The following is a 26,722-nucleotide window of genomic DNA, read 5'->3' on the forward strand; positions in this document are numbered from 1 at the left end:
TAACTATCTCTTTTTAATACGGAAAAATTGTAGTGTGAGTTTTACCGGTCCCGGACGTGGCCCAAATAGAACATCATCCCGCCCAAAGAGCCATGCTGCAATTTTAAAAAATATTATGCTTAAAATAATTACAGCTGTCACTGACATGAGAATTTCTGGTATGGAAATGGCTTCCCCTGCAAATAAACGCATAACCGCAGTCATGGGAGAAATATTAGCAGAAAAGCTTTTTCGAGATATGTATGCCAGTGCAGGGACAATCAAAAATCCAACCACGATGATGTAGGCGAAGGTTAATCCGATTCCTGCTTCCTTGTAATTTTTGGCATAAGCTCCAATTATGGATGTGAGGCCCACTATTGGTATGGCAGTGAGCACCACCAGGAGATAAACTGGTATAACATTGTTTATGGTGAAACCCGCTGCTATGAGGACAGCTATCCACATAGCCACCTGCAGTGCAGATATGGCAACTACGGCAAGTCCCTTACCCAGCAAAATCTCACCAGGAGATATGGGCATGGCAACTAATATTTCACCAGTTTTACGCTCCTTTTCCCCCACCACACTGTCAATGATTATGTTACCAAATAAAAAAAGAGGAAGGAACAACAGCACCACCAGCATCACCTTCTTGATGATCTGCATAGGAAGCGATTCCCCAGTGTTTTCCTCATTAATTCCAGTTTGAGAGCTGGTATTGGAAGGATTAGCTGATTGTAAATAGGATTGAGTTAAAGCAGAGGATAATGATTTGGTGGTGGTGTTGATGGAATCTCTAACCACACTCCTCCTGGGATCTGAGTAATCAAGATAGAGCACCGTATCCACTACTTCCCCATTCTGTATCCTCTGAATTGAGTCTGATGAAACCGTGTAAAATCCATTGGTTTCACCAGTTTCAAGGCGAAGGAGAGAACTGTTACCATTGGTGGAATATATCTTTATTATTTCAGGGTCTATGCTTTTTTTAAAATACCCTCCAGGGTCATCCACATCCAGAGTGGCAAAATCAACCAGGGAGGGAGTTATAGAAAGTCCTTTTTCCGACTCTATGTTGGTTGCAAAGGAATTGAACATGAAGATCAGCATAGCCAGGACTGATAACTGCATAAAAAAGATTAAAATGAATTTCTTACTCTTGAGAGTGTTTTTAAACTCCCAACGAGTGATGATGCTGAAATTCATGTTGATTTTCATGTTTTATGCCTTTAATTCTTAGTATTCGGACGAAATACGGAGAATAATAATAATACAAAGTGAAAATATTCTCCAAATTGGATTCCAATGCCAATCCAAACTTCACTGCGTAGTCTGGATGAATACATCATCCAGAGTGGGTTCTTTGGTGTTCACGGAGATGGCCTGTTCACCAAAAATATCGATTATAGAGGATATATCCTCCCGGGAGCGTAAGGATATCAAGAACTGGTTACCCTCCAAGTTCACTCCCTCCACAGAGTCAAAGGCCAGTATCTGATCTTTTTGAATTTTTTGGGGTTCATTAACCCGAACCTGCAGGATTATATCACCGTGTATTTTCTCCTTCAAAGATTCAGGAGTTCCCATATTACGAATTTTCCCTTGATTTAAGATTGCAACCCGATCACAAAGTAAATCTGCCTCATCCATGTAATGAGTGCATAAAATAACAGTCTTATCCCCTTTAAGCTCTTTGATGAAGTTGCGAATGGCCCGGGAAGTGGCTGGGTCCAGACCCATGGTGGGTTCATCAAATATTATAACTTCAGGATCATGGATCAGTGCCCTGGCAATTCCAATTCTCTGACGCAGCCCCTTGGAAAACGTGTTGATCTGATCATCGGCACGGTGGCTCATCCCCACCAGCTCCAGGAGCTCATCTATCCTGCCATTAATCTCATTTTTAGGGACACCATACAGTTCACCGAAGTACTTTAAAAGGTCCCGTGCTTTGAAACGCTCATAAAGGTTAGGTTCCTCCGGTAAGTACCCGATCATGGATTTGATTTTGATCTGGTCATGATAAATGCTGTACCCCCCCACAGTTACGTTCCCCGAGTCGGGTTGAAGTATACAGCAAATAATCCGAATAGCCGTGGTTTTTCCAGCACCGTTGGGTCCGATTATTCCCAACAATTCACCTTTTTCTATTTCCAGATTCAAATTTTCCAGTGCCCTGATGCGTCCGAAAGACTTGTTTAAAGAGTCTATTTTAATCATTACATTGTCCGAGCTCAAGTCCACATCTCCATCACGGGATTTGATTAATAATTCCTTTAATATAACTCCTCTTTATTACTTGATTTTATCTTCTTTATTTATTTAACCAAAATCATAGTTTGACCTACTTAATGTAAACAGTTTAACACTGCCCAGTAATTTAAAACCATCCCCTTAAAAGAATCACCAGCCCAATGGTTATCATCACAAATGGAAGAATATAATGGCCATAATTTTTAATTTTATCCCCTAAAATGGAATTGTTTACCAGTTTAAATCCTAAAAAGCACCAAACTCCAACCATGAACAGGAAGGTGATGGCAGTTAAGAACAAGCTATGAAGCCCCATACTGGCAAAAAGAGGCATGTAAATCCCTAAATTATCACCACCATTGGCCAGGGTAACTAAAGCCACTGGTAAGATCTTTTGACCAAATTTGTATTTGTTGAAGTCCGGAGTTTCTCCTGAATCATCTGATTCCGGATTTTTAAGGTAGATTAAGCTCCTAATTCCAATGACAATGGGGATAATTCCAAGTAAACTGATCCATCGAGGTGGAATAATGAACTGGGCGAAATATGCCAGGGAACTAACTGTTAATAGAATGACAAATCCTAAATACTGGCCCAAAACCACATCTTTCGTCCTGAAATGTGGATTTACAAAGAAAGCTGCAAGAATAAACATGTCATCCAGGTTGGTGGATATAAATGCAAAAATTGCAGTTAAAATTATTATAGTTTCCATTTAAATCCTTTAATTAACCTTTTAAATAGTTTATTATAGAATTAAGGCCTTAAATTTAGATTATACGCTCTTTAAATTAAATATACATATCTACCACTTAAATTCCATCTAACATTATTATAAATAGGGAGATATAACAACCTTTAACTAGATTTTATATGTTCCAATATAAGTAAAAATTTCAGATTTAGGAAATACCCAAAGAGTTAGGGCATTCCAAAGTCCACCATAATAATTAAGAAATATGATAAATCGGTTTAAAAGTGCGTAATGAATATAAAAAAGAGGTCAAAAGCTTTAAATATACAATTAATATGTTTAAATCGTATTTAAAGTCAATCATAAAATTATCCAAACGTACCCCTCCACAGATGATGAAAATGTTTTTATCCAAACTCATGCCCCTGGATGATGCCCAGAAAATCATCAATACTTTCACAGAATCCACGGACGTAGAAGAAATTTCATTAGAAGAAGCTTATCAAAGAGTGAATGCTCAGGAAATCATCAGTACTTTGAATTCACCACCTTTTGATCGTTCAGCCATGGATGGCTATGCTCTGCTTGCTGAAGATAGTTTTGGCCACTCTGAAACCAATCCATTCCAGCTGAAAGTGATGGATCGAATAGGGGCTGGGCAAAAGTCAGATCTGAAACTGAAACCTGGTGAAGCAATTAAAATATCCACCGGGGCCCCAATACCTTCCGGTGCAAATGCAGTAGTCATGGAGGAGTTCACCCATGAAGAGGGAGACATTATCCACGTGGAAACATCCCTGACACCCGGCGAGAATGTATCCCCTGCAGGAGAGGACTTTAATAAGGGAGATACTGTACTAGAAAAGGGTAAACTCCTGGGACCTGCAGAACTGGCCATCATTGCCTCAGCAGGTTTTGACCATGTTTCAGTGTATAAAAAACCCAGGATAGCTGTTCTTATAACTGGAAGCGAACTGGTGATGCCTAAAAAAGATCTTGAAGGGGCAGAAATAATTAATTCCAATCACTTTACCATTAAATCTATGGTAGAAAGCTGTATGGCAGTTCCTGAAATGTTCCACTCCATTGATGATGCCCAGCTGGTGGAAGAACGCTTTAATGAATTGTTAAAGGATTACGATACCCTCATAACCACAGGAGGCACTGCTATAAGTAAAGGAGATGTTGTGGTGGATGTAGCTCAAAAATTAGGCGAAGTTCATGTTCATGGAGTGTCTTTAAGACCAGGTAAACCCTTTGGTTTCGCACAGGTTCAGGGAAAACCTGTTTTTATGTTATCTGGTTTTCCAGTGGCTGCTATGGTACAGTTCGATGTTTTCGCCAGGGAGGCATTACTCAAAATGCAGGGATTTAAACGGAACCCGTTGTTAGTCCATAAAAAGGCAGCGAGAAAGATAGCTTCCACTCTGGGCAGAACTGATTACATAAGGGCCCGGATGGAAGGTGAGATGGTCCATCCTCTGAAGATAAAGGGATCAGGGATCATTAGATCAATGGTGGAATCTGATTCGTACATTATAATCCCGGAAAACCTGGAAGGGATTGAAGAAGGGGACCAATGCCAGATTCTCCCTTATCATTCTCTAAAAGCTTAAAGCATTGAAGTTACTTATTCAATACAAAGGTGATCTTGTTTGAACGTTTTATGGTACTACATCATTTTCTTTATCAGTGTCTATATTGTAGCCATTTTATTCCGAAATAAGCTAAAAGTGGACGTTTATGGACCCATTCTTATGAGAAGGACCCAAAAAATGAAGGGATGGATTGATTCCATAGCCCAGGCAAGCCCCAGATTCTGGCGCTGGACTATGAACATAGGCATCCCTGCATCAGTCATCTGCATGGGAATAATGGTTTACCTGTTAATATTGTCCTTAAAGTACATGTTACAGGCCCCCCAGGCAGCGCTTCTTTTACCCGGAGTTGATATTCCTGGATCCCCCATATACATTCCTATCTTCTCAGGAATAGTCGCCCTTGCCCTATTGATGGTAGTTCACGAGTTTGGACATGGAATTCTGGCCAGGGCACAGGGAGTGGGAGTTAAATCCATTGGTGTGATCTTAGTGGCAATACTGCCCGGAGCATTTGTGGAACTGGATGAAGAAGATGTTGAAAAGGCCAAAAGATCGGTTAAACTGCGAATATATGCTGCAGGATCCATGTTCAACCTGGGACTGGCAGCAATTGCCTGGGTGGTGTTAATCATCCTGACCATGTCATTTATCCCCTATGCATTCCAGTCAGATGGACTGAAAATTACCAGTGTGACCCCTGGAGGCCCTTCAGAAGGCATACTTCAGGATGGAATGGTTATTCAAAGTATTAATGGATATTCTGTTGGTAACCGGACTGCAGCCAATAAATTCTTAAATAATACCAGCCCGGGAGATAAAATAACTTTAACAACTAATCAGGGCACCTACACTGTTACATCAACTGGTAATCCCAACAATGCATCGACAACCTATATTGGAATTCGGGGAGACACCAACCTGGTGGTTAAACCCTCTGTTGCCCAGACCTATGGAGATGTGATCCCCTGGTTCTTATACAACCTGGCTGATCTGTGTTACTGGATATACGCCCTGAACATTATGGTAGGACTGTTTAACCTCCTCCCAATGAAACCCCTGGACGGGGGGATTATATTTGAGGAACTGCTCCGATACAAAATACCCGAAAATATAACTGGAAAAATCGTTTCCTGTGTTTCATGGTTGATGATCGGAATTGTAACACTTTTAATAGTTTATGGAACAGTTCCAGGAATAATGCAGATGTTTTAATCATTAAACATCTTATTTTCCCTATTTAAACTATTCTTTTTGGTCTTCTGGAAATAAAATATTAGAATTAGAACAAATAGCCTTATTAACGTTGAAAAACTAAAAAGGCTGCATTATGATCTTGCATTCCCCAATTTATAGAGAATTAACTTTATTCTCAGTTTTTTTTGATTTACTTCATTCAGTTCTTTTCCTGCATTTAAAACAAATGTCCCCTTCATCACTATTTTCATCCCGGTTTGTGCTGAAAATTATTCCACATTTTTTACACTGGACTTTCCTAAGAACTGAAGAAGAACGGGGTACTGCTGGTTTTTTGCACTGGCAAGTCACCCCTAATTTTATCTTACTCTTTCTTTTTGCCATATTAACCATTAGTGGTAATTTTCATTTTTACTCAGGATGGAATTTTTACTCATGAATGGAATAAAATATTTCAAAGGTGGTGCTGATCTAAAAACATTTATCCTCTAACAAACATTATTCAGGGATAAATTATAAATTAATTAGTGTAAGTTTTGATAGTGATCTAAAAAAAGGTGAACATCTTAATGAAAATTGTCATCATTGGAGGAGGAGCGGGTGGACTGTCCACTGCCTCCAACATAAGAAAATACGATAAAAAAGCTAAAATAACCGTTATTACCAGGGATGAAAACATAGCCTACTCCCCCTGTGCTATTCCCTACGTTCTCTCTGGCCAGGTAGACCAGTTCCAGGACATCATCATGCACCAGCCCGAAGATTACCTGGAAAGGGATATTAAAGTTATAACCCGTGCAGAGGTAGTGGAAGTTTCCACATCTCTGAATATAATACGATATAATTTACTAGAATCTGATTCTAATTCTCTTCAGGATGAATCATACGATTTACCCTATGATTATCTGGTAATTGCAACTGGAGGAGCACCGATAACTCCACCTATTGAAGGAGCCGATTTAAAAGGAGTATTCAAGATCAGGACCATTGGAGATGGGGAAACCATTAAAGAATGGGCCCAACACAGCAGTAAAGTGGTGGTGGTTGGAGCAGGACTTATCGGTCTGGAAATAGCCTTTGGCCTTAAAAAGATGGGTCTGGATGTTACTGTAAATGAGATGCTGCCCCAAATCGTTCCCAGATCTCTGGATCCCAGTATGGCCACCATTGTACAGAAGTACCTGGAAAGTGAGGGCATAAAAGTTATCCTGGGCAAGGGAATGGAGAAAGTGGCAGGCCAGGACCAGGTGGAAGGAGTTATTTTTGAAGATGACGTTTTAGAAGCTGATATGATCATCATGGCCACTGGAGTTCGCCCTGAAACCAAACTGGCTAAAATGGCAGGTTGCGAACTGGGAAGATGGGCAGTGAAGGTTAACCAGAAAATGCAAACCTCAGTCCCCAATATCTACGCAGTGGGTGATTGTGTAGAAGTGGTGGACGCCATCACCGGCCAGCCCACCCAGTCACCCCTGGGTTCTACCGCGGTGAGGCAGGCCAAAATTGCGGCCAAAAACATTGCAGGAGTAGAATCTGAATTCAAACCAGTTTTAAACGCCATGGTATCCAAAATTGGAGAACTTGAATTCGGTTCAGTGGGACTAACCGAATCCTTTGCCACCCATAACGGATTAGAAGTTATATGTGGAAAAAGCAGGGCTTTAACCAAAGCACGTTACTATCCCGGGGCAAAACGAATAGATGTTCTGATGATTTGTGATCTTAAAGGAAGAATAATCGGATGCCAGCTAATTGCCAAAGAAAGAGTAGCAGAACGTGTTGACACCATGGCATTAGCCATTGCCAAAGGTGTTACCTGCCAGGAACTGGCCACCACCGAATTTTCCTATGCTCCCCCTGTTTCCATGGTAATTGACCCCATTATACTGGCTGCAGAAGATGCCTGTGAAAAATTAAAACAATTCCACACCACCCGGAATAATAACTGCGGATGAGGTTTTAAAACCTCCATTTTTTTATTTTTAAAAGTTAATTTTGATATTTTTTATTTTTGAACTTGAATAAATCTTAATAATAAAAATAGAAAATTTACAGATTCTTTTAATTAATCGATCGCACAGCAAATTAAGTGAACTGAATTAAGTTATTTCTATCTAATTTTAGTAAGTTTAATTCTGTGTAAACTAAGTAAATTTAATTCTGGTAATTTAATCCTTGTTAAACTCATTCGAAATCAAATAATCCTAATCAAGATAATCCTAAATCAAAAGTAATCATGGACAAAACAGGAAGATTATAGTTAAAAAGAGAAGGGGGATGGGCGACTCCATCCCCCTGAAGGCGGTAAAATCTAATAAATATTTAAAGGTTTGTATAAAAGGTTAAAAGAATTTAGGAACTATTTAACCTTAGATACTTTTTTTAACGTTATTTGATGTCCAAATCCTTGTGGTTCTTTACTTATTCTGAACCGGTACCCAGTGGCTTCTTCCATGGCCATGGCTGCAGTGTTGGTGTAGGGACAGGTGGTTATGAGAACTCCCTGGCTTTCCAGCTGGCTGCATACCGGGAAAAAACGACAGTTTTGCACCTTAAGGTCCACTTCATCATCCCCAACGGAGTATTCTATATTCCCGGCCATATGATGGTTTTCCACGAAGTAACTGCGAACTGATTCCAGTGATGTTTTACTGTCATCAAACTTTAATCCCTTTGATTTGAGTTCTTCCAGGAAGGTGCGGCCAATCTGACGGGTGACTGAGTATGATCCTGTTCCAGCAATGGTCCACAGTCCCTGGGTAAGTCCCAGCACCATTACCAGAAGGGGATCCTTACCCCTGGGAGCCTGGATTTCGTTCCCCATTGGTGTGAAACTGGATTTATCTATACCACACCGGGGGCAAAGCCAATCACTAGGTATGTCCTTGAAGCTGGTTCCAGGTTCAATTCCACCTTCAGGATCTCCATTTTCTGGCTCGTAGATATAGTGGCATATTTCACACTGGTAGTTCACGCTGTTCCTCCATTATGGACATTAATTAGGTATTTTGATACGAAATTTGGTATTGATTGAAATTATTTGACAGAAATTATGAAATTGAACATTTAATTCCATCATATAAAAAAAGGAGTTAAAAAGAGGATTTAGAAGTACCTCTCCAGAATTCCTTTTAACATTCGGGCGTGACGGGCTTCATCACGGGAGCTTTCATCGAAGAAATCATGGGCAGGGTCGATGTCACATTCTTTGGCCTTTTTAGCTGCTGTTTTTTTCTCGTTGTTGGCCATGGTTTCCCCTTCCAGCATCATTTCCAGGTTTTCCTTGAGTGTGGGTTTGATTACTTCGTTCATTTCAGCAAAATGTGCTGCGTGTTCTGCTTCTTCCCATGCTATGGTTTTCAGTACTTCTGCCACTTCTGGGAGTCCCTCTCTTTGTGCCAGTCTGGCCATGGCCAGGTACATTCCCACTTCCTGAGTTTCCCCACTGAAATTGGCAGCTACCAGTTTTTCCAGGTCAGTTCCCTTACAAATTCCTATTTTATGTTCGTTTATAAGATCCATTTTTCTCATCCTCCAGTGTTTATTCCTAGTTAAATTTTGTATTCCAAGACCAATTATTCTATCGGATTAAATTCATTTGAAATATCCCTGAATATTGGTTAATGTGGCTAACGTGTATTTATTACGCTTTTTTTATCTCCTGAGCCAGTTTTTTACCTGCTTCGAAGCATTTTTCCAGTTCATCTGCATCTGGTACGTAGTATACTTCGTATTCATTGAGTACGTTGAATCCGCACTCTTTAAGATCACGGGCCAGGGTTTCTGGAGCTCCTCCTTTTCCACCCATGGATCCAAAGGTTAGTGCCAGGCGTTCCCTTCCAGTTCGGTTGAATTTCAATCCTCGCAGGTAGTATATCAGGTCACCCACGCTGGGGTATGGTTCATCGTAGATGGTAGGGGCCCCTAGAGCTATGGCTTTACTTTCCAAGATGTCCTTCACGATTTCACTTCTTTCATCTTCGTGGAGGAAGTACATTTTAACATCCACTCCTTCGCTCATGGCTCCTTCGGCGACTGCGTGGGCCATTTTCTGGGTGGACTGGTGCATGGTGTCGTAGATGATGGTGATCTTATCCGGGCATTCACCAGTGGCCCATGTGCTGTAGGCCCCGATGACTTTCATGGGGTCGGTCCAGATCTGTCCGTGTGCTGGTGCAATCATCTTGATCTGTTCCAGGAGTCCAAGATCAGTGACTTCCTGGAATTTTTTCAGTACCAGTTTGGATAATGGGGTGATGAGGTTGGCATAAAATTTCTGGGTGCCATCCATCAGTACGTGTTCTGGTATTTCATGGTCGAACCTCTGGGGGTAGCATATGTGCTGTCCAAATGCATCGTTGGGGAAGAGTATTCCTTGTTCTACCAGGAGGGTGAACATGCTGTCTGGCCAGTGCAGTAGGAATGCATCTAAAAATGCCAGTGTTTTTCCGCCCAGTTCCAGTGCATCTCCGGTTCCCACTTCAATGAAGTTGGCACCTTCTAAGGCAGGGAAATGTTTCAGTAGCCCTTTAACTGCGATTTCTGTGCAGTAAATTGGTGCTTCTGGGAATCTGCGGTGTAATTCTGGTAAAACTCCACTGTGGTCTTTTTCAACGTGGTTCTGTACTATCACGTCAAGGTTAACTTCTTTGCCTTCTTTTTCGAATGCATCTTCAACCCGGGCCATGAGTTCCTGATAGTTGCCAGGGTAGGCATTGTCAATTAAAGCCACTTTGTCGTCCCCGAATACAAGATAAGCGTTGTAGGTAGTTCCGTTTAGAGTGTATCCATGGTACTTTCTTATGTCCCAGTCTAAAACTCCTACCCAGTATACGCCTTCACCAATTTTTTCTGACTCTGCTTTCATACTTTCACTCACCGTTTATCATATTACATGAGATTGTATGTTCCAGGACACTTATATAAGTTCGTGTGTCCCCGAACGTATGCTATTTTACGAACGATTCTATATATAGTTTACTGTTCGCATCAAAACGAACGTACTTATATACCCGAACTATTTATATATTAAGTAAGTAGATTTAAGTCAGTAGAACCCAAGTGAAAAAACAAAAATCCCATGGTTTTGTCTTAAAAAAAACGTAAAACGGGAGTTTCTACCTTTACATCAACTAACAAGTAAACTGAGGAATTAGTTAAAAAATTGAACATATTTTAAAAAGACCAATTTTTAAAAAAAAGTCTCATAATTTAAAATAATAAATTAAAAAAATCTCATGGAAGGTTAAAAATGGCCAACATAAATACCGAAAGCCGTATCAAGATATTTTCCACTAAAACTGGAGTGAATGTGGTTCAAAGCCCAATAAAAGCACAGATTCTCTCCATTCTTAAAGAAGGAGGTATGAGTGGATCCCAGATCGTTTCCTCCACCAAACGGTCAAAATCCACCATCTCCGCACACCTGCAGGACCTGGAGGATGCAGGTATAATTGACTGGGTAATAGACCCGGAGGACCGCCGCCGGAAAATTTATTACATAAACTCCAAATTCCTGGGCGATTTATCATCAACCAAGGAAATAGAAAACGATATGAATGATCTCCTAGAAGAATACGTGGTCCAATCTGAAGACCCATTTAATTTCTTCCGTTTCATGTTCAGAGCTATTCGAGTGGCATTATTAGATGAAGGGATTAATATAGACCCCATACTTCATAATGCAGGGGTTAAAGTGGGTAAGACATTTTATAAAAAGTTAAAGGGTCAGGATGTCAATGAACTTACTCGAAATATCGCAGTGTTCTGGGAAGCCAATAAACTGGGAAATATCCAGATAAAAAGTATGAATCCGATTATAATTCAGGCCTATGACTGTTTTGAATGTGAAGATCTGCCCCAACTGGGAAGACCAGCCTGTGCATTTGATTCAGGACTGTTGGAAGGAGTATTCTCCAATTATTATGGGCAGGAAGTGGAAGCTGAGGAAACCAAATGCTACGCTCAGGGAGATGATTTCTGCCAGTTCGTAATTAAGCCTTTAAAATCAAAAGAATGACTGAAAGTGTGAAAAAATTGGTTTAAAAAACAAGACGCAGGTTCAAACTATTTCCTTGGAAATGCCTGTTTTAATTGTTTCCTGTTCTAATTTCCTGTTAAAAAATATTTCCTATTCTAAATTTCCTTTTGGAAAATGTTTCCCAAAAAAATAGGAAATCCTCTTTAACATTCCTTCTCATAAATCGTTTTCACGAAGTTTTTAATGGCACCTTCTGCTTTTTGAACATCCCTAACACAACCGTAATGTCCCCATATGGAATCATAGTTGAAAAGTTGTGAATTTTTCAGTCCTTCATGCATAGGTCGGACACAAAAATTGAAATCAACGATCTGATCCTGATTTATGGCCACCACCAGTGACGGGATTCTGATTTTAGATATTTCATCCCCCAGATCGTGTTCTAAAAGAGCCTTATTTCTCCAGATAACATCATTGGCATCCCATTCATGGGCATCTTTCTCCCGGTCCCCCATTCCATCTAAAAATTCACTCCGGGATTGGAAACAGGTCTCATAATTTTCAGGGGAGAGGCTCCAGAGGAAACTGAGGGCAGATGATTTTTCCATGACACGGAGGGGGTTATCGGTGTAATTGCCATTCATATAACCATAGTCTTCGGTGATCATCTGATTCATAAGGTGGTACATTCCGTACATCCGGTTTGAAATCCGGTGGCTGGTTCCATTGAGTATCAAAAAATCAATGAAATCAGGATACTCAATTGCCCAGTGAAGAGCCTGGAAACCACCCATGGATGTGCCCATAATCCCGTTCAAATGTTTTATTCCCAATTTTGTGGTTATGAGCTCGTAATGGGCCCTTACCATGTCCTTCAGGGTATAGTGAGGGAAATCTGTTTTCAGGCCAGATGTGGATGGGGCAGATGATCCTGGTGCTCCCAGTGCAGTGGGGCTTATCACGTAGAAGTGGTTGGTGTCAATGGCCTTTCCCGGGCCAATTACACTCTTAAGATTCTCTACAGATGTGTAATCCCCACTCCAGCCATGGAGATAGATGAAGGCATTGGTTATGTTCCCCTCGTTATCCAGTTTTTTATTTCCCTGTGTGGCGTATTCCAGCTTTATTTCCGGGAGTATTTCTCCTGATTCCAACTGGAAATCTTTTAAAATATGATACTGTGGTTTGAGCAATATTTCACCTTATACGTTTATCCATTAACTGTGTGAACTTATTCATTAAAAAAAATGCCCTCATTCAATAAATATGTGAGTTATCCTTTGATTCTGATTTCAAATTCTTTTTCTATGAGTTCCATTGCCTGTTTATGGCGTGGCCCACCCACATGGTTCACTACCCGGGATATTTCTTTCAACCTTTCTGCATATTCCATCTTTTTCTCGTGAGGAACCCGTTTAACCCTGCTCAGATTCACCAGAGCTTCAAGAACCCCACATATAGCCCGGCTCAATGGTTCGGATTCTTTCTTCTCCTGTTTTATGTCCCTAACCTGGGAGTGGAACATGACAGTGATATTTTCACCCATGGCATCATTTTCCTTTACTATTTCCTTTTCATGGTGTACTTCACCAAAGAATGATGCATCTGCATTTTTCAGGGAAAATCCATGGTCTTCTTCTGCAAATTCCAGGTCTGAAGTGCCGCCTATAAGTGAATAGGTAAAAAGGAGCGGATCCCTTGATAAATTAACATAGAACTTTTTGTCCCGTTTTACATTGGTAATGGTATGTGACCCTTCATGGAGCCGGAGTACTACTTGGTCCGGGCCTTTGCAGATTATTCCCATGGGGGCAGCGTTTGGTGTTCCGTCTGCGTTGCGGGTGGTTACAATGCCCTCGTAGTGGAGGCCTCTTTCCATGTTCAGTGCGTATAAGTCTAGCATTATTCATCGCCCCCATTGTCATTGAATTTAACTATGGTTGTGGAGAGGTACTTTCCCTTCTTTGCAAAACCTTCAAATACTTCTTCATCGTCCATTCCACAGTTTTGGACCGAGACGACTGTTTTATCCCTTGGATCATTACGAACAAGGTCTTCCAGCATCAGGGAGTGGCGTGATGTTTTCATAACCACTGCAGTATCGGCGTGTTTTAATAGCTCTTCCAGCCGTTCATCAACCTTGGGTACCACCAGGATTATTTCATCCTTTTCACCCAGTGTAATACCTGCACTGGCAGCACAACCTGTAAATGAGGTTATTCCCGGTATCATCTCCACAGAATAGCCCTGGTTTCCAATTATCTGGGCAACATAGGAGAATGTGCTGTAGATTGAAGGGTCTCCCAGGGTGATGAATGAAACATCCAGTCCTTCATCTAATTTCTGAGTAATCAACTGTGCAGCACCATTCCAGTAGCTTTTAAGGGCTTTTTTATCCTCAATCATAGGGAATAATGGTTCAATTGTTTCGTATTCATCACCACGACCATCTAGAATTCCCTGAACTATGGAAAGTGCCACACTAGGTTTATCCCGGGATGATTTAGGTGAGCAAATTATTGGAACGCTTTCCAGAGTCTTTACTGCCTTTACTGTGAGGAGTTCCGGGTCCCCGGGACCCACTCCAATACCAATGAGTTTGCCTTTATTTATATTCATGATAAAACACCGAATTAAAGTAACTTTAGAATAACTAGTCTTCTATTTTATATCATGATAATGGTATTTATCTAGATTCTTTTGACTTTTAAAAAAAGATGAAGGTTAGAATTATTTAAAAATTTTGAAGGAATATGAAATAATTTTGAAGTAAGAATAAACATTTAAATATGTCCCAGAAGAGCAAGATCCTTATTCACACCAGACCACCTCATTTTCCACAGTAGGACGCATATAAGGGCTTAATGCATTATTAGTAACCAAATGAACTTCCTTGTCAAAAAGTTCTTCTAGATAGAAGACCAGTCCCATGAAATTATGGAGTGTGGGTTTATCAAACTCCACCAGAATATCAATGTCACTGGAAGTTGTTTCTTCCCCTCTGACGTAGGAACCAAAAACTCCTATTTTAGCAACACTGCATCTTTCTTTTATTTCATTCTCGTTTTTTTTGAGAAAATCCAGAAACATCATGATAAACACCAGTTATACATCGAAAATTCTATTAGAGTATTTTTATTGTGTAGGATTGATATTAAATTTATCATTCATCTCCAGAAGTGCGATGTATGGGTGAGAACTATCTTTTATAATTTTTCTAACATTTTTAATCCCCTATTATCATCTCTGTTGGAGTAATGTAAATAGGATGAGATGATTATTTTAGTTTCAAGGTATTGGAAATATGAGTATTTGGGTCTTCAACTTGATCTTCACAAAATCACCTAATACTTGAAGTAAGTAGTTATAGTATCTGAGAAGTACTAGCGGTTTGCAATCATATTCATTTATCCCAATTTAGTTATTAAATTTGGTTTTAGGAATAAAAAGCCGTCACAAAACCAATCAAAAACTGCGAAACACCAAACAATACAAAAGACAGCACAATCATGACTAAAAACCCTTTATTGGTTCTTAAATCAATAGGAATAATCTTATTAAGCTTATCCGGAAACAAATACAGGGTTTGCAGTATTAAACCCAGAAAAATAGTGAAAACTACAACCTCTAAAGATGGCGTTCCATTGGTAAAGTGTAATTGTATTCCTGAAAACCCACGACCAACCGTGTATAAACCTACAGCCGATGCAAGAATCCAATAAGAAATAGGCATAAAACCAAAGCCCCTAACAGTTTCAGTAACCTCATTTTCTCCTCCAGAATAAAGCTCTTTACCATCCGGTAAAACCACTTTATCAGGTAAAACTGCTTTCCCTTTGGAAATTATTATACTATCATCATTAAACGTTTTAATTCTCAGAAACATTCCTAAAATCGGGTAAACTAGTGCAACAGCACCACCTAACCCAAACCAAATATTACCAGATGTTAAGCCTAATGATAACATTAAAAAGAAAAACGCAGGCGCCGAAAGAGTAAACAGAATTACATAACCCTGATAAGAATATGGAAATGGTGATTGAAAAGGTTTTAATCCATATTTACTATCCAACCTATCCCAATAATATACATAAAAAATCCATGCGATCAAAAAAAAGCAAAGAGCAAAAAAGAAAGGTAAATATTGTAACTTCATGAGATTAGCAAAAATATAAGAAAGTAAATATAAAATAGGTACACCTAAAAGTGCATTAATTAAAATATGAATTTTTCTTTCTTTTTCATCTAACTTCCAAGGCTCATTTGTAAAAAATATGGAAAAATAATTTTTAACTACCATCAAATCTCTCCAATAACTATAAAATGAAATTAAAAATTTAAACGGTTGCAAAATAATCCGAGATGTTATCATATGTTACAGAACCGTAATAGTCCATTTCAGGGCTGTAGTTGTTCACGATCACTGCAACACGGCTAGGCAGTACAGTGTATTTTAAAGCATTCTTTGCAGCCTCTTGTTCTGTGTCTCCGAACGCTGTTCTTATTACTCTTTTTGTAGTTCCATATTTAACATATTCTACAGTACTCATATAACCTCCAGTGAAAGTGCCACCACCCCATTTGGGCATATTTGTAATCACATAACTCTCAGAATTTCCTGAAATTGTTGTAACCATCTTTTTAGCCCCCGTTTTCGTGACATAACTAATACCAAGCCTACCTGCAACACCACCTTCAGCTCCAATGAACGGTATCAAAGAAGGCCCTACATTCAAACCAAAATTAATCCATCTAGATGTAGTCCATCCCTCATCCAAATCACTAGCAAAATAAGAACCGGCCACACCCAATCCAATAACAGCCAGAGCTAACCAACCTGGAGGGCCACTACAAACAAGCATTGCCACTCCCACAGATATTGCTACACTACTTGCAAGTCCAAGCACTGTGTCCCCCATATCGTCTTGACCCCAGTCTGTGACTAAATCTTCACCAGTTTCTGCAGCCCTTTTTATAGCTGGTTCATTATCAAGTATTGCGTTACCATAGTCATTGGCCCATTCTGTTTGTTGGTCGCCATAACATCTGGTCCCGCTGATAGTGTCATTTAAGTCTATACTTCCAGCATCCCTTACCAAGCCTGTTGCAGGATCAATTATCAATATTCTCTGATTATCACCAACTGCCCTTATGATGGTGTAACCGTTGCTTTCAAATATTTCCAATGGTTCACCATTAAACATCTTATAACCCAGACCCAGTGTTACACTACCTAAAAGGTTACTGGCGGGGTTGTCTGATGGGAATAAGGCACTTCCAACCCAGTATTCTATTGCTGAAAAGGATGATGAACAAGCGTAACGGAACGCCTTCACATTTTCTGCATCACCAACAACATCCATTCCCATCCTGTGGTCCATCTCCCCGGTTATATAAGTTTCATAAGCATCATCACAAACAGAAACCACAATCGGAGTAGTACGACTCCAGGTGACATTGTATTTGTTTGCTGCAGCATCAGCCACTATATCATGACACTTAATCACCAGTAAAGATTCCAAGAAGGTTCCATAAGCTGCTTTCATGGGTCCTTCAGGGTAAAGAAGAGTTCCGTTTGCATTTGTTCTGTCTTTCTCGTCCAGCCAGTACTGTAACATCTCATCTGTAACTTTAGTGGTGACAATAGCAAAACTCCTCACACCCTCATAACCCTCATTTTTATAAACTCTAGAAGTGGGATCATTGCGATCATCTACATGGAAGTATCCACCGTTGGCATAGATCATAGTACTCTCCCTGAAAATAGGATTACCAGGTAAATTAATTCCCACAACCTCACCACTATCCGGGTCCTCAAATGAAAACTTCTTAACAGCATCCCCCGGATAATTAATATAAGTTATTAAATAATCTGTAAAGTACTTACGATACTGGATCAGTTGCATTTCACTATCCGTAAAGCCATTATTCTGTTGAATTATAGTTAATAACCCCGCTTCCAATGCCTTTCCAGTCAAATTCTGCAAAACAGGATTTCTATAAACAATACTATCTAAAGCCATTTCAGATTCTTCAGATTCTGAGAATAACCAGTTCAAGAAATTAACATTATACCAAACCTTTTCAGAAACCACATCCTTATTGTTAAAGTAATTCAAATTGGTAACAGTTGTATTTTGAACTACTTCTCCATTTACAATCAGATCCACCTCATTCTGAAATGTTCCAAAGTCGTTGCTGGTAGATTTATAAAGTACACTCACCCAACTAACCGATTCATTTAACGGTACTTCATAGGTTAAGTATAGTGTTTGGTTGGTGGACAAGTCAATAGCTGAACTGACAATGGTAATAGTTACTTTAGCAATCCTATCCACAGAAGTAGAAGCATGACCCACATCTAAAGTAGCATTAACATTAGTCAAACCAGATTGAAGGCTAGAATCCAATATCAGAGTGACTGAAGCCTTCCCGTCCTCTGTGTAGCTGGTGTTGGTGATGGTACTGTTGTTATCTGAGGTGAAAGTAACCGGTATCCCATCCGGTGTGTAAACCACAGTTGAAACCTCTTCACCATCACTGTTATGGTTTAAATCTGCGGTAATGGTTGCTTCATAAACTTTACCTTCAGAAACCTTGTAGGAGGTGGGTGTGACGGTGAGAACCAACCAGGGATCGTAGTATAGGGTTCCACTGGACACGTAAATATCACGATACAAGGACCCATAGGTATTCGGGTAATTGGTACCCCACCAGTTATTGGTAGCATTCACAGTGCCACCTCTACTATAAATTCCATATTGTCCGTTTCCAAGTATCCTGTTGAAATGAAACTCTCCAGAAGAATAATACAAATAAACACCCGGACAGGTGTTATCCTCAAAATCATTACCTGTAATTACAAAACTGTTGGAATATTCAATAGAGATGCCACATAAATCATTATTTGTCAGATTATTCTCAGATACTGTGGTATTATCTGAGGAGAGAAGATAAATCCCATGACACGTACTGCCTGTTACATTATTTCCCGATAAAAGAGTGTTATTTGAGTACTCAAGATCAATTCCACCCAAATTATTCTGCAAAACATTCCCTGAAACTGTACAGTTAGTAGTGGAATTCATGAAAATTCCATACCCAAATTCACCAGTACTGTTTAATCCAACATTTGTAATGGTGTTATCAATAATATAACAATTATTGGCGTTGTTTAAGTAGATGGCTGATGATTGAGTGGCACCAGTCATGTTAAATCCATAAATCATCACGTTAATACAGTTATTTACTGTGAAAACTGGTGATGAAGGATTGGATGATTGTACTGTTACATTACCCTCTGAAACTATGGTTAAATTTTTACTTATCACCACATTCTCAAGGTAGGTTCCATTGGTAACTAGGATAACATCACCATCCACAGTCAAAGAATCACTAACAGCATCCTGAATGTTACTGAACGATTTATGGAACAATTTGGAAACAGTGAAACTACCCAGAGTAGCATTAACTGTGGTTGCACCATCTGCCGGGCTGGAAGTAAGTGTTACCTTTGCCTTACCGCTACGAACAGTGGCAGTACTGTTAATGGTTCCCAGTGTGGTGGTAAAATTAACTGGCAAACCATCAGGTATTGTTCCTGAACCAGAAGTATCATCCCCCTGGTTATTCTGGGTTAAATCTGCAGTTATCTCCGAATCAGAAGTACCGTTGTGTGTTACAGTAATGGTAGAACCAGTTAAACCAATCACAAGCCATGGATCATAGGTCACAGCTCCTCCCGCAATGTAAATGTTACTGGGACTGGTCGAAGACACTGTGAGATTATTAGTTCCCCACCAGTTATTGGTGGCATTAACAGTTCCATTACCCAGATTGTACAGTCCATAGGCAGTGTTTCCGACGATTATGTTGAAATTGATATCTGCCGAGGAGGATGTGGCTTTAATTCCACTTTGGTGATTACCTGTGATGGTGTTTTCATAAACTGTGCTGTTATTGGAACTTGTGAGTTCAATCCCATTCATTAAATTGTTTTGGAAGGTGTTTGCCATTATCAAAGTGTATAATGAGTTAGCAAGGTAAATTCCAGTTCCATTATTATTCTGGATGGTGTTAGAATAGATGGTATTGTTATTGGAACTGTTAAGTCGAATTGCATCCATTAAATTGCCCGTCAAGATATTATCCCATATCATATTATCATGGGAACTGATAAGAAGCAATCCATAGTAATTATTGGTTAAAGTGTTACCGGCAATGGTACAGTTACTGGCCTGATTAAGATATATACCAGAGGAAGACGTGCCTGTAGCTCCGGTTAAGATAAATCCTGAAATTACAGACTCACTTCCACCGGAATTGATAGTGATAACCGGGTTGTTGAGATTGGCAGCTTGGATGGTCACGTTGCCATCATAAGGTATTAGAGTTAAATTTTTATTCACCAAGATGTTCTCGGTGTAGGTTCCATTTCCAACTATAATAACATGACCATCAAGTGTTAAATTGTCATTAATGGCGTTTTGTATACTGGAATAACCTATACCCGTGTTAAGATTTCCTACCGATGCGAATATGTAATATAAAGTGCCCACTGGAGATTGATTGCCTGTAAAGTCCACTGCCATGAATTTTAAAGTAGTGGTTGTGGTAATGGCGATTGGAGCTGCGTATATTGTGCTGGAAACGGTTGGGGTGCTGCCATTAGTGGTGTAATAAATAATTGGGTGCAGGTCTAGGTTGTCGCCTGCTGTTAAATTCACGTATTGGGTGGTAGTGTAGAGTCCACTATCCAGAGTTGCATTTAAGGTTGGTGCAATTGTGTCAACAGTGATATTCAATTGGATACTTTGCCTATCAACGGTAGTGGTGATATTGGCTATTCCTGAAGTTGTTGTTCCTGTTTTGAATGTTAAAATGGCTTTTCCATTCTTTGTGTATGCTGGACTGGTAATTGTGCCTAAATTGGTGGTGAAATTTACCGGAATACCATCGGGGATATGTCCCTGTGGACATGTATCATTTCCATTGTTATCATGAGTGAAATCTGCGGTTATAGTGGAATTATTGTCTGTTGCCATGGGATTGGCTGTTACATTTAAAACAAGATACGGGTCATAATATACTGTTCCATATTCTATCGCAACATCACTGGGCCCACTTAAAGATTCAGTTAGATTGTTGGTGCCCCACCAGTTGTGGGTTGCATTTATTAACCCTTCTTCGATATAAAGTCCGTATAACCCGTTACTAACAATTTTATTAAAATTGATGTAGTTAACATATCCAGAATAATCAAATATATTAATTCCACAACCCGTGTTGTTAGATATAGTGTTACTATAAACTGTATTATTGTAAGAGCGATTTATACTGATTCCATCAGTGTTATATGTTATTTTATTACCTGAAATAATATTATTGTATCCCAATTGGACTGATATGCCGTTTCCAGTGTTTTGTGATATGGTGTTGTTTAAAATCTTATTATAATTAGAATTGTAGATAGAAACTCCGGTTTGGTTGGATATGATGTTATCTGAAATGGTGTTGTTATTGGAACTGTTGATATAGATTCCTTTTACTGTAAATCCCTGGATAAGGGAGTTACTTCCACCTGAATTAATTGTAATTGACCCGTTGATTATGGGACTGCTACCATTTGCAGCGTTAAGAGTTAAACTTTTATTGAGGAGTATGTTTTCATTATATATTCCATTTGCAACTTCGATAATGTCACCATTAGATGTTGAAGAATCATTAATAGCGGCTTGTATGGTTGTAAATCCTTCTTGAGTTACAGTATTATATACTTTGAATAGATTAACTGTTTTTGAGATTGCCTGGTTATCTAAAGTAGCTGTAACGTTGACTGTGTTATGTGGTACATTATAACTAAGTTGAGATATTGCTTTTCCATTAACTGTGAGTCCAGTTTGCTGAATAATTCCAAAATCAGTGGTAAAGTTTATAATAATTTCATCGGGAACATGCCCTAGAGATAATGTATCAGTTCCTTCGTTATTGTAGGTTAAATCTGCCGTTATATTGGATATACCATCTGAAACTCTAATTGAATTAATATCAAACACGATCCAAGGGCTGTAAACAATATTTCCACCTAAAATGTAAATGTCACTGGAATTGCTGGATGATGCAGTGGGAGTGTTAGTTCCCCACCAGTTGTTAGTTGCGTTTACAAAATTACTATACTGATTAAAAAGTCCGACTAGGTCGTTTTCGGCTATTCTGTTGAAATTAACTGTGGCTGGTGAAAAATAAAGAGTAATACCTTTATGATTGTTTGTTATTGTATTTTCAGTAATTTCGGTGTTATCTGAATTACCAAGATAAATTCCGGTGTCAAGATTGTTTTTTATTGTATTTTCAGAGATTTTGTTATTACTTGAATAAAGAAGGACAATTCCATCTAGAGTATTTTCTGCCACATTATTCATAAAGAGAGTATTATTATTTGTATTTTGAAGACCAATACCTGATGTATTGATTGTTACATTATTCCCTGATATTGTGTTGTTATTTGAATTGAGGATAAGAATACTATATCCTGTGTTGTTTGTGGCATTATTGTTAGATATGATGATGGTGTTTGAATCAAAGATAATAATTCCCCCACCGGTAGTTTCACAAATACCATTATTTATTATATTATTTTCAGATAGTATGATGCTGGTTGCATTATTAATGTAAATACCTATCTTATTGTTTTGTAGATTATTTCTAATTATGCTCAGGTAATTTGAATTATCAATGTAGTATCCCTTAAAATTGTTGTGTATTGCATTATTCTCCGATATAGTGTTGTTATTAGAATGGCACATATAAATTCCATTGTACCCATTGTTTGTAACATTGTTTTGAAATATTAAATTGTTACTTGAATTTTCAAGATAAATTCCATTAAACGTACTGTTCGTCACATTGTTTCCAGTTATCCTTGTATTATTTGAGTTATAGACGCAAATACCATCGTAACTATTTGTTATGGAATTTCCAGTTACATTACAATCATTGGCTTCAGATAATAAGATTCCGTAACTAGTAGATCCTTTTATGGTAAATCCTTGAATTGTTGAGTTACTATAAAAAATCATGAAAACTGGCAATGAGGAATCCATAGGTTGAACTGTAACTTCTTTTCCATAAGCTGAGATTAAATTAATTTGTTTATCTACAACCACATTTTCAGTATAGGATCCTCCTCCTACGAGTAGTGTGTCACCGTTTAGGGTATTTATAGCATTAATTGCTGCTTGAATAGTGTTAAATCTTTCATTTGTCCTATTATTATACACTGGATTTAAAACATAAGTCCATGGTTGCACATCAACACTTTCAGGGAGTATGTGAAAAGAATTATAGGTATCCAAGATTTTACTGAAAGTATAGATCATATTATTGTAACTCATTGTTCCGGATCCAATAAGCCCATAGGATGGTGCCTGATTATTATTGCTAATAATATATGTGTTAATACGCTGCGCAAAATCAATATAACCAGATTTAGTTAAAATACTTGAAACCAGAGATTCTTGCTGAGAAGAAGGTGCAGTATCATCGAGGAGCGGTATTGGAGTGGTATCATTGTTGTTAATCTGATTCGTTGCCAAAACTGCTAATTGCAAATATTGTGCCATATTAACTGTCACTGAACCAATTGTAACAGTATTGGGCATGGTTTTATTATACTCTATGCTGTTTTTTAGTTGAACTGAAGCTGCTACAATCTGTGCAGGAGTAAAAGTGGTTGAATTAAAGACAATAGGAATATTTGCTGCACTCCAGGGCTTAACTCTAATATACGCAGGCAGATATCCATAAGTATGATAAACACTCAAAATTCGACTAAATAAATAAACTTCAGACGAATATCCAATTTGACCTAATCCAAGATAACCATAGGGTGGTGCTTGATGATTGTTATCCATATAATCATCAACACGGAGAGCAAAATCAATATAATCCGCTTTACTCATACTGCCACTATTCAACTGTTCCTCTTGTGACCCGGGTATACTATCACTTGACAAAACTATTCGAGTATTATTGTTATTTTTTATCTGATTTGTGGCCTGAACCGCCAGATGTAAAAACTGTGCAGTGTTGATATTAACTCCTGCAACAGTTACCGTGCTTGGTACATTTTTAGTAGATTCAATTTTTGCATTTAAAACATTAGCTGCAGAAACTATCTGAGTGGGAGTAAAATTGAAAGACTGTGACTCAGTTATTGGAATATTGCTTGTAGACCAGGATTTCATAGTTATCTGAGTTGGTAAAGTACCAGAACAATTATAAATCGTTAAAACACGACTAAAAAGATAAACCTGAGACGAATAACTAATTTTTCCAGGACCGGCATAACCATAAGGAGGGGCCTGATGATTACCATCCATATAACCATCAATACGCTGCGCAAAATCAACATAATCTGCCTTACTCATACTACCAGTATTCAGTTCTTCTTCCTGATAACTGGGCGCAGTGTCACTTTCTAAATAAATTGGAGAACTGTTATTGCTGTTAATGTGATCAGTGGCCTGAACCGCCAGATGAAGATACTGTGCAGTGTTCACAGTTTGCCCATTAACAACCACACTACTTGGTAACGCATTATTAGTTTCAATCTGATTTTTAACATCAACCGAAGCTGAAGCAATATCACTCGAGGTAAAATTAGAAGTTGCAGAAACACAACCAATTCCTAAAAGAAAAACAACACTGATCAGCATAATTAAAGTTATTACCTTTTTCATAACAAATCCCCTCCCTAAACCCAGTAATATCAACTAATATTTAATACTTTCTATATTAATTATATTATTACTAAATGGGCAAATACTTTAAAAAAAGTAATAATTGAATAAAATAACCAAACAGTGACATAAATACTACAATAAATCACCAATGCAAACAAAAACATTGTATGTTTATACCCCCGAACCCACTAATCTCCCTAAAATTAACTAAAAACCCCAAATATCTCTTTAAACAATTTATAAATTATATTAAAAATAGTTATAAATGTATTATTAAATCAGAGTTATAAAAAACTCCTCTAAAGGCCATTAACCCCATTCAATTAATAAAAAAGTATTTAAAAAGAGTTTACCAGATTAATTAATAATAAACCCTTTAAAAGTTTATAATAGAAACTGGTTTTAAAAGAATACTACTCATACGCTGGGAAACTTTACCTATTTATACCACTACCCAAAATATAATTGGTCATGGATAACGGCTTTTTCTGTGAAAAGTGCGGAATGATAAAAGACCGCTGCATATGTAACTCTGGAAGTGTTGAAAACACCATCCAGGCTAAAACTCCCAAAATATCATCATCAAGAATCAACGCCATTAAAAAGGCTTATCCCCACATTGACGAGGACATAATTGAGAAGTTCCCCTTCGCATCACCAAGGGAAGGGCAGCTGGAGATAATATCTGAAATCAGGGATGCCATAGATGAGGGCTACTCTAACATAATCCTGGAAGCCGGTACAGGAACCGGTAAGTCAGTGGTGGCCACCACCCTGGCCCGGCTTTACCATCCGGCTTACATACTCACCATGACCAAGCAGCTCCAGTCCCAGTACGCAGCAGAGTTTGGTTACCCCATGGTGAAGGGCCGTGGGAACTTCCTGTGCCAGAATGAGAACCTGGAGTTTAGCTGTGACCAGGGAACCTGCCAGACCATTCCCAGCACCCAGAAATTCGCCTGTGATTATGGTATCAGTAAGTCTCCCTTTGGTGGAGAAGTGCACGCTTTTCAGGATGCCTTCGGAAGTCCCATGTATTTCCGTTCCAACAACCGGTGCCGCTACTGGGATCAAAAAGCCCATGCAGCAGAAAGCTCTATAACCCTGATGAATTATGATTATGCACTCCTGGAACTTAACTACGTGAAACACTTCGGGAAAAGGGATCTGATGGTCCTGGATGAGGCCCATAACCTGGAGAACAAGCTCATGCAACGCCTGGAGGTTAACCTCTACAACCGCCGGCTGCAGCGTGAAATCAAAAAGACCATACCTCAAAGTATGCTGCAGCACAATGAGCCCCAGGAATGGATACTCTTTGTGGAATCACTCTACGAGGACTACCAGGACATCAACCTGAAACAGATCCCTAAAAACCAGGCCGACAGGGTTAACCGGATGAAGATGAACCTGAGTGAACTCTCACGGAATCTGGAGGATAATCCAGATAACTGGGTGGTGGACACCAGCCCAGGAGGAGTTTCCTTCAAACCACTCCGGGTTAACACCTACGCCAACGACCGGCTGCTTAACCACGCAGATATAAGGCTGTTTATGAGTGCCACTATTCTGGATCAGGATCTGTTCTGCCAGTGGTTGGGTATTGACCCTGAAGAAACCTATCACCTGGAAATTAAGAGTATTTTCCCACCATCATCCCGTCCAGTTCACCTGAAACTGGTGGGTAACATGTCCCATCGCCTGATTAAACGTACCGCCCCCAAGACCATCCCGGTACTGGAGAAGATCATTGAACACCATAAATATGAAAGAGGATTGATACACACCCATAACTACAAGTGCCAGGAGTATATCATCAAACACATGAAAAATCCCCGTTTAATGGGCCATAACTCCAAAAACAGGGAGCATGTTTTGAACCGGTTTGAACACAGTAATGACCCCCGGGTGCTGGTGAGTCCTTCCATGAGTGAAGGGGTGGATCTGCCCTATGAAAAGTGCCAGTTCCAGGTTATCTACAAGATACCATTCCCCTACCTGGGAGATCCCCAGATCAACCAGCGCAAACAGCAGGACCCTTCATGGTATGCATATAAAACCATTATGACACTCCTCCAGGCCTATGGTCGGGGAATGCGAGCTGAAGATGATTACTGTGAGACCTACATCTTAGATGGGAACTTCCGCATGTTACTCCGGAACAAACTTTACCGGGAACTGGTACCCAGCTTCTTCAAGGATGCTATACAGAGGGAATAACCCCACTGTTCATAGAAAAGTAAGATAGTTTTAATATAGAGTTTAAATAAACCAT

The 26,722-nt window shown here is 39.2% G+C and carries 18 protein-coding genes; 5 read left to right on the forward strand and 13 right to left on the reverse strand.

What is annotated here, in order from left to right; genetic code table 11:
- Positions 1-3: 3 nt before the first annotated feature.
- From A994_RS01205 to A994_RS01215, 3 genes are all read right to left on the reverse strand, one after another.
- Complete coding sequence (locus A994_RS01205) at positions 4-1,200, reverse strand: ABC transporter permease (protein WP_004029430.1); 1,197 nt, start codon at positions 1,198-1,200, stop codon at positions 4-6.
- A 102-nt stretch (positions 1,201-1,302) separates the two neighbouring features.
- Positions 1,303-2,202, reverse strand: a complete 900-nt coding sequence (locus tag A994_RS01210) for an ABC transporter ATP-binding protein (RefSeq protein WP_004029431.1) — start codon at positions 2,200-2,202, stop codon at positions 1,303-1,305.
- 160 nt (positions 2,203-2,362) lie between these two features.
- Positions 2,363-2,950 (reverse strand): cadmium resistance transporter, encoded by a 588-nt coding sequence (locus A994_RS01215; protein ID WP_004029432.1) that lies wholly within the window; start codon positions 2,948-2,950, stop codon positions 2,363-2,365.
- Between the two features lie 380 nt (positions 2,951-3,330).
- Here A994_RS01215 and A994_RS01220 point away from each other — a divergent pair, with 380 nt between their 5' ends.
- Together A994_RS01220 and A994_RS01225 are read left to right on the forward strand one after the other, a co-directional pair.
- Positions 3,331-4,545 carry a molybdopterin molybdotransferase MoeA gene (locus tag A994_RS01220; RefSeq protein ID WP_004029433.1) on the forward strand — a complete coding sequence of 405 codons (1,215 nt, stop codon included), beginning with the start codon at positions 3,331-3,333 and terminating at the stop codon, positions 4,543-4,545.
- A gap of 39 nt (positions 4,546-4,584) precedes the next feature.
- Positions 4,585-5,742, forward strand: a complete 1,158-nt coding sequence (locus tag A994_RS01225; RefSeq protein WP_004029434.1) for a site-2 protease family protein — start codon at positions 4,585-4,587, stop codon at positions 5,740-5,742.
- Between the two features lie 177 nt (positions 5,743-5,919).
- Here A994_RS01225 and A994_RS01230 read toward each other — a convergent pair whose 3' ends face one another.
- On the reverse strand, positions 5,920-6,108 hold the full coding sequence (locus A994_RS01230; RefSeq protein ID WP_004029435.1) for a hypothetical protein: 189 nt from the start codon (positions 6,106-6,108) through the stop codon (positions 5,920-5,922).
- 185 nt (positions 6,109-6,293) lie between these two features.
- Here A994_RS01230 and A994_RS01235 point away from each other — a divergent pair, with 185 nt between their 5' ends.
- Positions 6,294-7,679, forward strand: a complete 1,386-nt coding sequence (locus A994_RS01235; protein ID WP_004029436.1) for an NAD(P)/FAD-dependent oxidoreductase — start codon at positions 6,294-6,296, stop codon at positions 7,677-7,679.
- Between the two features lie 404 nt (positions 7,680-8,083).
- On the opposite strand, the gene A994_RS01240 is transcribed toward A994_RS01235, so the two are convergent.
- From A994_RS01240 to A994_RS01250, 3 genes are all read right to left on the reverse strand, one after another.
- Positions 8,084-8,698, reverse strand: a complete 615-nt coding sequence (locus tag A994_RS01240; RefSeq protein ID WP_004029437.1) for a rubredoxin — start codon at positions 8,696-8,698, stop codon at positions 8,084-8,086.
- Between the two features lie 131 nt (positions 8,699-8,829).
- A complete protein-coding gene (locus A994_RS01245) occupies positions 8,830-9,246 on the reverse strand; it encodes a ferritin-like domain-containing protein (protein WP_004029438.1) in 417 nt (138 codons plus the stop codon).
- 121 nt (positions 9,247-9,367) lie between these two features.
- Complete coding sequence (locus A994_RS01250) at positions 9,368-10,591, reverse strand: FprA family A-type flavoprotein (protein WP_004029439.1); 1,224 nt, start codon at positions 10,589-10,591, stop codon at positions 9,368-9,370.
- Positions 10,592-10,975: 384 nt separating this feature from the next.
- Here A994_RS01250 and A994_RS01255 point away from each other — a divergent pair, with 384 nt between their 5' ends.
- Positions 10,976-11,743, forward strand: a complete 768-nt coding sequence (locus A994_RS01255; RefSeq protein WP_004029440.1) for a V4R domain-containing protein — start codon at positions 10,976-10,978, stop codon at positions 11,741-11,743.
- Between the two features lie 164 nt (positions 11,744-11,907).
- On the opposite strand, the gene A994_RS01260 is transcribed toward A994_RS01255, so the two are convergent.
- The 6 genes from A994_RS01260 to A994_RS01285 form a co-directional block, all read right to left on the reverse strand.
- A complete protein-coding gene (locus A994_RS01260; RefSeq protein ID WP_004029441.1) occupies positions 11,908-12,897 on the reverse strand; it encodes an alpha/beta fold hydrolase in 990 nt (329 codons plus the stop codon).
- A gap of 80 nt (positions 12,898-12,977) precedes the next feature.
- Positions 12,978-13,607, reverse strand: a complete 630-nt coding sequence (locus A994_RS01265; protein WP_004029442.1) for a DUF447 domain-containing protein — start codon at positions 13,605-13,607, stop codon at positions 12,978-12,980.
- Complete coding sequence (cobI, locus tag A994_RS01270) at positions 13,607-14,323, reverse strand: precorrin-2 C(20)-methyltransferase (RefSeq protein ID WP_004029443.1); 717 nt, start codon at positions 14,321-14,323, stop codon at positions 13,607-13,609. The genes A994_RS01265 and cobI overlap by 1 nt, the downstream gene beginning before the upstream one ends.
- Positions 14,324-14,515: 192 nt before the next feature.
- Positions 14,516-14,797 carry a nucleotidyltransferase family protein gene (locus tag A994_RS01275; protein WP_048203990.1) on the reverse strand — a complete coding sequence of 94 codons (282 nt, stop codon included), beginning with the start codon at positions 14,795-14,797 and terminating at the stop codon, positions 14,516-14,518.
- Positions 14,798-15,140: 343 nt separating this feature from the next.
- Positions 15,141-16,004: a hypothetical protein gene (locus A994_RS01280; RefSeq protein WP_004029445.1), complete on the reverse strand. Its 864-nt coding sequence runs from the start codon at positions 16,002-16,004 to the stop codon at positions 15,141-15,143.
- Between the two features lie 37 nt (positions 16,005-16,041).
- Positions 16,042-24,444 (reverse strand): right-handed parallel beta-helix repeat-containing protein, encoded by an 8,403-nt coding sequence (locus A994_RS01285; protein WP_004029446.1) that lies wholly within the window; start codon positions 24,442-24,444, stop codon positions 16,042-16,044.
- A gap of 474 nt (positions 24,445-24,918) precedes the next feature.
- On the opposite strand from A994_RS01285, the gene A994_RS01290 reads away from it, so the two are divergent.
- Positions 24,919-26,667, forward strand: coding sequence for a helicase C-terminal domain-containing protein (locus A994_RS01290; protein WP_048204022.1), 1,749 nt, complete (start codon positions 24,919-24,921; stop codon positions 26,665-26,667).
- Positions 26,668-26,722 lie beyond the last annotated feature (55 nt).

Source organism: Methanobacterium formicicum DSM 3637 (genome assembly GCF_000302455.1).
Lineage (GTDB): Archaea > Methanobacteriota > Methanobacteria > Methanobacteriales > Methanobacteriaceae > Methanobacterium > Methanobacterium formicicum_A.